This is a genomic window from Flavobacterium aeripolare (genome assembly GCF_013294025.1).
Lineage (GTDB): Bacteria > Bacteroidota > Bacteroidia > Flavobacteriales > Flavobacteriaceae > Flavobacterium.
The window spans coordinates 272,244-281,173 of record NZ_JABSNL010000004.1 but is presented as its reverse complement, the minus strand read 5'-3'; the positions used below and the strand labels follow the sequence as shown (position 1 = coordinate 281,173).

At 35.8% G+C, this 8,930-nt stretch carries 4 protein-coding genes; 1 reads left to right on the top strand and 3 read right to left on the bottom strand.

The genetic code is table 11. The features are described from left to right. On the bottom strand, window positions 1–6,752 hold a 6,752-nt coding region (locus HNQ00_RS07185), incomplete at its 3' end, for a DUF11 domain-containing protein (RefSeq protein ID WP_173837638.1). Between the two features lie 378 nt (window positions 6,753–7,130). Here HNQ00_RS07185 and HNQ00_RS07180 point away from each other — a divergent pair. Then, entirely contained in the window at window positions 7,131–7,772 is a 642-nt protein-coding gene (locus HNQ00_RS07180; RefSeq protein ID WP_173837637.1) for an O-methyltransferase, read from the top strand. Window positions 7,773–7,943: 171 nt separating this feature from the next. Here the strand turns inward: HNQ00_RS07180 and HNQ00_RS07175 are convergent, their stop codons facing one another. Together HNQ00_RS07175 and HNQ00_RS07170 are read right to left on the bottom strand one after the other, a co-directional pair. Continuing rightward, window positions 7,944–8,537, bottom strand: coding sequence for a phosphatase PAP2 family protein (locus tag HNQ00_RS07175; RefSeq protein ID WP_173837636.1), 594 nt, complete (start codon window positions 8,535–8,537; stop codon window positions 7,944–7,946). Continuing rightward, entirely contained in the window at window positions 8,537–8,863 is a 327-nt protein-coding gene (locus HNQ00_RS07170; RefSeq protein WP_173837635.1) for a Sec-independent protein translocase subunit TatA/TatB, read from the bottom strand. The genes HNQ00_RS07175 and HNQ00_RS07170 overlap by 1 nt, the downstream gene beginning before the upstream one ends. Between the last annotated feature and the right edge of the window lie 67 nt (window positions 8,864–8,930).

Here is an 8,930-nt window from a genome sequence, read left to right as displayed (position 1 = left end):
TGACCAACAGCTAAATCATTAACTGTATCATCTGTAGCAACTGGTACATAATCAATTGTTACCGTAGCTTCATTAGAAATATTACCGTCATTATCAGCAACAGTGTATTTTATTGGTGTAGGATCTTTGTGGAATGATGGCAATGGTGTGAACGTAATCGCCCCCGTAGTTCCATCAACAGACCAAGTCCCTTCTCCTGGAACTGTGACTCTTGTTATATCTCCTTTACCGTCAGTATTATCATTTGTAGCTCCTGCTGGAACTACTAAGCTTACTCTTGTAGCATCTATCGTTCCATCTGCATCTGCATCAAGTCCTGATCCATTTTCAACTAGTGGATTTACTGTCACTACTGAATTTGCTGGATTCCCTGAACTTAAGTCGTTCTCCGCAGTTGGTGGTACTTTTTCATACGTAATAGTTACAGTTGCTTGATTTGAAATATCTCCCTTACTATCTTTTACTGTGTATTTTATAGGTGTTGGGTTAGCTGTAAATATTGCTGCGCAATTAGGTCCCACTGCAGAGCAAGGAGTAACAGTTAATACTCCAGTCGCATCTAGTGACCATACACCTTCATTAGGGACTGTGAAACCAACAACATTACCTCCTACTGTAACAGGTAAAACTGCATTAGCTGGTGTAATCAAGTTAATAGTTGACGGGTTTATTGGTCCATCTTCTGGATCTCCATCTGTTCCATATCCATTATCTGCTAATATAGAAACAGTAACTGGACCAGCTTGTTGATCTAATTTATCATCATTAGCAACTACTGGGAAATTATTTACCGTTACTGACTCATTTAAATCATCTCCTACTGTTGAAGTATCAGGTTGATCTCCTTTAGCAGCTGTAGTAATATTATTTATAGTAGTACCTGCTGTTCCTGCGTTAACTTCTGCAGTAATTTCTAAAGAAACTACAGCATCTTTTAACATAGTTCCAATAGTCCAAATACCTGTACCACTATTATAAGTGCTACCTCCATTGTCTGACATATAAGTCAATCCAGTAGGCATTTTATCAATCAAGCTTACGGTTGTAGCTTTGTCTGGTCCGTTGTTAGTTACACTAAGTGTAAACTTAATTATTGCTCCTTCTACTGGCTCCTTGATATCTACGATTTTTGTAGTAACAAGGTCAGCATTACATGCAATAACCGTGTAAGGCACTTCTAATACCGGAGATACACATCCTGTAACAGTATTTTCAATTCTTACGTAAAGAATACCTGGACCTGCAGCAAATAATTCTGTAGACTTCCACAACCCATTTGTATTAGGTTTATTTGCTGGAGTTGTTAAAGCAGCATTTTTATATAATTTAAATATTTCGTTTGTTGCTAAAGCGTTACTAAAGTCAATAGTCAAATATTCATTTGTACAAACATTTAATGAACTAGCACTAATTACTGGTACATCTGCTGATGGAAGCACAGTTACGTCAACTATATCCGTTGAACTACATCCTCCTTCTCTTGTGATTGTTACTGTATAACTAATCACTGTAGGTACTGTAATATTAGCGCCTGCATAGGTAAAGTTTGGATTAGCAACCGTTAGGTTATCTAGGTAAGCTGTAGTAGCAGGAGTTGCTCCAGTCCACGAGTATGTATAAGCTGCATTTGGCGTTCCACCAATTTTTGCTGTAGTGTAAAGTTCACAAACTGGAACATCACCACCACCAATACCTGCAAGTACAGATGGAGATCCCATTGCTACACTCGCTGGTAAACAAATACATGGATTTTCATCAACATTAAGAACCAATAAAATATTACATACTTGACTAGGTGTTGCATTAAATGAGAACTCTTCAACAATACTTGAATTTGCTGGAATAGGAGTATTAAATGACTGACTTCCTAATAGAAGATCTACCCCTGCATCAAAGACACTATTTGTATTAGTATCGTAATATGCGCTCACTGTTGATGGTGGCGTAATTTCAATTGCTGATGTATTTGTCAATGTGAAATTAGCAGTTACCGTTTCGCCTGAAACGACAACACTAGATATAGCTGAGTTCATTGAAATCTCAACTGCTGCTTTTTTAATATCTAAGCTCTCTCTTGAACTTCCAGTCGATATTAAAGTTGGTCCACAAGGTTCAGTACCACAAATAACTCCTGCATTATTCTCAACATATGTTAAGTAACTTACCTCTGCATCATCTGCACAGTATCCTCCTTGAGGAATAATATCAAATATAAATTCTGTTTCATCTTCATCCTTCAATCCTGCAGGATATTTAATAACAACTTCGTTTGAAGTAGCACTTACAAATGTCACTGCATTTACACCAGTGCTCAAGAAAGTACCATCAACATAGGTTACCCCTACAGGAAGTTCTACTCTACCGTAATCATTGTTTCCTGTTTCTGCTAGTGGACTAGTTGGAAATGCAGAAATAGTAGTATTTATCTTTATCGACTCTTGCGCTGAGCAACCATCAATGTGCGCTCCATTAGGATTTGCAAAATCAGGTAATGAGATAATCGATAAGGCATCATAAGTAGGTTCTAAACCGGTAACTTTAATACCATTTGAAATTGCTCTACTTCCGTTTCCTATACTTGGCTCACCACAACTTTTATCCCCAAGAACAGTAAAACTTATTGGAGAATTAGAAACATAAGTACATGTAGTTGAAAGATTGTATCTAACAATAACTTTACGATCGTTTATAGATGGCCCTACAGCTCCTGTACCAGGAATACCTCCATAAATAGGAGTTAACGCACTATGTGTAATTGGTATTACATAAGTATCTGAACCCGATGTTGAAAGAGTAGCTGTAATATCTTCCCATAAACCTGTTGTTGCTGGATATTGTGTTTCAATTTTATTTACAATAACAGCTCCTGTTCCGTTAAATAATTTAAATAATGCTTGTGGATTTACAATTGTACCTACTTGGGCACTACTGTATTCTACTTCTACATCAAAACTAGCACATAGCGCTACAGGCACTATTGGTTGCTCTGTTATAGATTGTTGAACTTGTCCTTCGGCTGGTTGTATAGTTATTGAGGCACTATCATCATAACATATATCTGTAACAGCAGCATAGTCTGTAGGATAGGCATCACAATTCCAACCTAAACTAAAGGTAACTGGAATATCAGTACAACTATCGTACGTAGCTTTTACTCTAATATTTTTAGTAGCTGCAGCGTTGATTGATCCTATCTCAATGTAACTATCATCTCCTACTTTAACAATATTTAAAGGAGTGTTAGGATCTGTAATATCTACTGCACTAGTAATATATGCGTTTGCCGTTGCTGGCATTTTAATCCAGTTGAAACCAACATTTCCACCCGCGGCACTATTGTTTACCACTCTAAGGTCTAATTCCGCCTCTGGACCGTAACCAATAACGATCGCACTAATAGGTTGAAAAATATAAGACGGCTTAGTATATGTCAATCTAGCTGAAGGTGTTCTTGTAAGCAATTGATCCGCTAGAGGAACCTCTGTATAAGCTAAATGCTGCACAATAGATGTTGACGTTATCGTAGGTAAAGGTGCTCCCTCAACCTGATCTTTTAACTCACAACTACCTTTTACTAGAACTTGCATTCTATAAGACGCATTTGATGTTTGATCATGATCTCTATAGCCACCCGCTCTATTAGGAGTAATGGTATATTTATTATCTGTAGCTGTACCCAGTGCTGGAGAAATATTTAACGCTCCACCACTTAAGGTATAATAGGCTATACCACCATTAACTCCAGAGTTATTGTATTGTCTAATATCTAAAACAGAAACACCATCAGGTATAATAATTTCTGTAGATTGTATCTGTGTAACTGGTCTGTACTCACCAGTATGCATGTGAGTAGAATTAGATAAAACGTAATCATTTACTAAATTTGTCCAAATCGTTTCACAATACTTAAATGTGCTGTTAGCAACACCATAAGAAAGATTAAATGGACGCAAATAGGCTACTTGATCACCCCAGTCAAAACAACTAATTCTTTCATTAGCTATTCCATCATTATCGTTATCATTGTCAATAGCACCTGCATTAGCACCTGCCGGCAAAGTTTCTCTAACATAATACCTACCTCTAAAACCAGACAGAATATGATAATCATAATTAGTATAAGTGTCTGTAGTAAATTGATATTTAAATTTAACTAAGAACGTATCCTCATCTTCTATTAAACCACCCACTAAAGCATCTGAAAGAGCAGATGACATATCATAATCTAAACTATGATTATTACCGCTTGAAGTAACTGACGGTGCAGAAAGTGGTAACTCTAAAGTTACTGATCCATTCTTTTTAGTAATTACAATCGTACCTGACACAAATTTAATATCATTTGCACCAGCAGTCGTACCATCAGTAATATAATCTTGAATAAAGTGTAAGTTATTTGACGACAAGTTATTCATTTCTCCTGTTGTCTCAACTACCATTTCATCACCAGCTAAATATTTATCTAATTCATATTTAGGTGTACCCGGATTACCAACTAATTCAGTAAGATCAACTTTATCTGTCATATTATTGTTAGTCCAACCCGCAGTAACTCTGTAGGCGTCTAAACTTTTAATATTTGGTCCTGCACATGGTGTATTACATGAGTGCTCAATAATAGGCTCAAAGTCACCACAATGAATATCCCTACTTAAAGCTACTCCACCCGTGGCATTAAACAATGTCAAATTTGATTGGTACGAAATATTGATTGTGTTATTCACACCACCAAGTTCTAATTCAGCACAGTTCATAACTAAAGGGAATCTCGCAAAATAATCAGCGAAATCTCTAATTAAATAACCATTTGCAAGATTAGTCGTAGTATACGTGATCACATTTGTACCAGTACCAGCAGCACCTACAGTATAAGATCCATCTACTTGAGAAAAACCATCAGTTGGAATTAAATCAACTCCCCTTGGCACTGTGATAGAAACCGTGAACTGGCTATCTGCATTGTTGTTTAACATTGCATGATCATTGTGCTGAAAAATTGAGTACACATAAGGTCGTATAGCAACTTCAAAAGGAACTAGCTCTTCTATATCTGTATCTTGTTCTGTAATAGTAGGAACTGTATAATCTCTAATAAAGTTCAAGTACCCTAGATCTGTACCTACAGTAGGTCGCGCTACTGCACATTGATCTTTTGTAAGTACATCTACATATAAATGCTCCCACTGTGAATAATCAAATCTACCAATACCACAATCTGTTCTCGGATCGTTTTCATAGTCAAATTCTATTACAACCGAAGCACCTGCAGGAAGGTCATCAAAAAAGCCATCAAAATCTGAATCGGTTAGACCACCTGCTCCATCAATATCTGAAGTATATTTATCAGGCGACAAAACAAAGGTATTAGTCCCTTGAAATGTATTACGGTCTGATTCCCATTCATCAGGTGTGAATGCCACTTGCGTGGTACCATCTCCTAATGTAAAATTACTGTATGACCTTACATTATATTTAGTAGGACCCCAGTGTGGATTGTTTCCATAAGTTGTAGTACCAACAAGACCATTAACCCCTAATCCTACATTAATTAAAATATCTTTCCCAAAAGCTGCTGGACCTGTTCCAGTATTTGTAATCCTAATTTTTTTATGGTTTAATCCTGTAATGTTATTTTGATTTTGCTCAACAGCAAGAACTAGTTGTGGCGCATTTGCACCAAACAGCACACCACCCTGAGCAATCTTAGATGATTGACAAGTCCACTCTACTTTATGAGTAATTGCAACATCATCACAATCTGTAACAGAAAAATCTTCGGTAAACACCAAAGACTCACCTGGTCCAAAAACACCATCACCATTTTCTCCTGCCCCACCAGTTCCACCAGCACCACCAGTAAATAAAGGACCTGATAAATTAATAACATATATTTTAGTAATTACCCCATTAGCATCAGTACTACTACTGTTTTCTACTAAGGTGTTAGTACCTGCACTATTTGTATATTTAAGAGTATGATTTGTAATACTAGATCCCACAACAACTGTATGAGTTACTTGAGCTACTCCTGCATTACCACCATTTACATCTGTTACTGTTCTAGTATGACTACCACCTACAATACCATTAACTGAAGTAATAGATTGTATAGATAGTGAAGCTGCTAATAACTGATAGTTTCCTATTAGAGGATTTATATCTGCAGCAGTTTGTCTACCAGGGAACAACGACTTAACATATGTTATCGTAGCATTATCCTTAAAGCTATTTTTATTTTCTTTAAAAGTTACCGCATCACAATCTGCAGTTCTTTGATAAGAGAAAGTAACAAAATCACCACCTGCCCACAAGTCGATTTCATTACCATTATTATATATGGAGAAAACAGGAGCATTTAAATCACTTATATCTGCTTCTGCAAGCTGATAAGTTCCTGTCGCTAAACCTAGATTATTATTATTTACAGTTATACCTGCCGTTCCAGCTGTATATAAAATACCAGGAGGCAACTGCATTTTGACTCTCATCGAATGCAATTGTTGAGGAGATGCTTTAATAGATGTAATAGTAACAGTATTAGTAGTTCCTAATGCACTAAGTGCTAAAACATCATTTTGTTGACCTGCTACATAATTTAATCTTAGATCTCCATTATCAGCATTTGCACCACCAGCTCCAAATTGCGCATTTGCCATTGTTGAAAACAACAATAGAAAAATGGTCAATAACACGAAGGTGAAATGAGATAATTTTAGATTTAAAAAAGTAACGTTTGTGTAGTTTTTTTTCATATTTACTAGCTTTAATATTTGGGGCAGTTTATATCACTCGTAAAATTAAGCTTTTTTTAAGAACTTATTAACAATAAATAAAAAATTATCAATAAATAACCCAAAACACCTATTAATTTCACATATACAAGCTTAATACCGACTATTACGCACTAAAATTAACTTAATCACATTAAAAGATAACAAATTAATAATGTTAGATTTGACATTTCAAGCTAAATTTGGCATATTAAGACGGGTTAACCTACTAAAAATGTTAATATTTATTAAAAATGTTAATAAAATTAAAACATGGTTTAGCCCTAAAATCAATCACAAAACACCTTCAAATCGACCTTATATTTTAATAACTTTGCCCCCATATAAAAAACAAATAAAATGCATTTTATCTCTCCTGAATTAGAAGACTATATCGAGCAGCACTCTGAAAAAGAACCTGCTTTGTTGGCCGCTTTAAACAAAGAAACTTATCAGAAAATTTTATTACCACGTATGTTGAGTGGTCACTTTCAAGGGAGAGTATTAAGCATGCTAGCTAAGTTGATACGCCCGGTGAATATTCTAGAGATAGGAACTTACACCGGATACTCTGCGCTATGTTTATGTGAAGGAATGCAAGACAGTGGGACATTACACACTATTGATATTAAGGAAGAGTTGATTGATTTTCAGCGCAAACACTTTGACAAGTCGCAATGGGGAGCACAAATCGTTCAGCACCTAGGTGAGGCGACAGCAATAATCCCAACATTAGATGTGAAATTTGATTTGGTTTTTATAGATGCTGACAAAGAAAACTACATTAACTACTTTGAACTTATTGTTCCTAGAATGAACAAAGGTGGTATCATACTTTCTGATAATGTGTTGTGGAGTGGTAAAGTTCTTGAGCCCTTGAACCCTAAGGATGTTAGTACCAGAATACTTCTTGAATACAACGCACTCTTAAAAAATGATCCTCGCGTAGAAACTGTTTTGCTACCCATAAGAGATGGGTTAACTGTAAGCAGAGTTCTTTAAAAAATTACTCTGTTATGAACTTGGCATTTTAGCCCTGATCGAAATGAAAATCCTTGTGCTTGAAAATGGACTTTTTTCTAAACAAAAAAGAGCGACCAGCGGAAGCTCCTTTATTGTTATTGAAAAAACTATTTTCAAGTATAAGATTGTAATGTAGTGCAGGAATAGCTCCTAAGCCTCCCCTTCAATTGGATCCACGGCAATAATAGGGAAATATTTATGCTGGTACACTCGGAATATTCTATAGGCGGCATATCCTGAAATCGCTCCAAAGGTATAGCCCGTCAAGATATCAATAGGATAATGCAATCCTAAATAGATACGACTGTAAGCAAATATCAATGGCCACAAAAACAATAAGTACACGTTTTTAAAATAGCGCTTTACATTGTGATAAATAAACATGGTTGATGCCATACTCGTTGCTGCATGCCCTGAGAAAAAACTATACGAACTCCTGATTTGAACTAATCGAATGATGTCCTTAATCTCAGGATTATTGCATGGTCTAAGACGCTGAAAATTATTTTTAAATAAATTAGTCACTTGGTCTGAAAACGCAATTAACAATCCCAAACCCAATAAGAAAAACAACGTTTGTCGCGTTCCTATTTTTTTCATGATTACATACAGTAGCAGTAAAAATAATGGCGTCCAGTTCAATTGATTGGTAATTAACAACCACATCCCGTCATAGGTTTTAGAACCTAGTCCGTTTAAATAAACCAGTAGCTCAGTATCTAAAGTCAGTAATTTATCTAACATTACATACTGCGTTTTATAGGACCGGTCGCTTCTTCAATATCTTCTTTGACTTTGTTTGCTTGCACAATAGAATCTCCTAAAAGATCTTGCTTCACCTTAGTGATTTCGTTATTAAAACTCCCAGTCATGTCTGAAAGGGATTTAGCATCTAAACCGTTTGCCTCCACTCCTTTTTGAATTTCGCTTTTAATATCATTTGTAGCATGCTTTAACTGTGCCATAGCTTTACCCATAGTACGTGCCATTTCTGGAACTTTATCAGCTCCAAAAAGCATTAAAACAATAAACATAATAAAAACTAGCTCTCCACCTCCTATGCCAAACATATTTTTTGATTTTTTATTACTGCAAAGATATTAAATTTACATTCCTTGCTCTTTAAATTATTCATAA

Coding starts and splice junctions, on each gene's coding strand:
- HNQ00_RS07180 (WP_173837637.1), top strand. CDS start 7,131: ATGCATTTTATCTCTCCTGAATTAGAAGACTATATCGAGCAGCACTCT.
- HNQ00_RS07175 (WP_173837636.1), bottom strand. CDS start 8,537: ATGTTAGATAAATTACTGACTTTAGATACTGAGCTACTGGTTTATTTA.
- HNQ00_RS07170 (WP_173837635.1), bottom strand. CDS start 8,863: ATGTTTGGCATAGGAGGTGGAGAGCTAGTTTTTATTATGTTTATTGTT.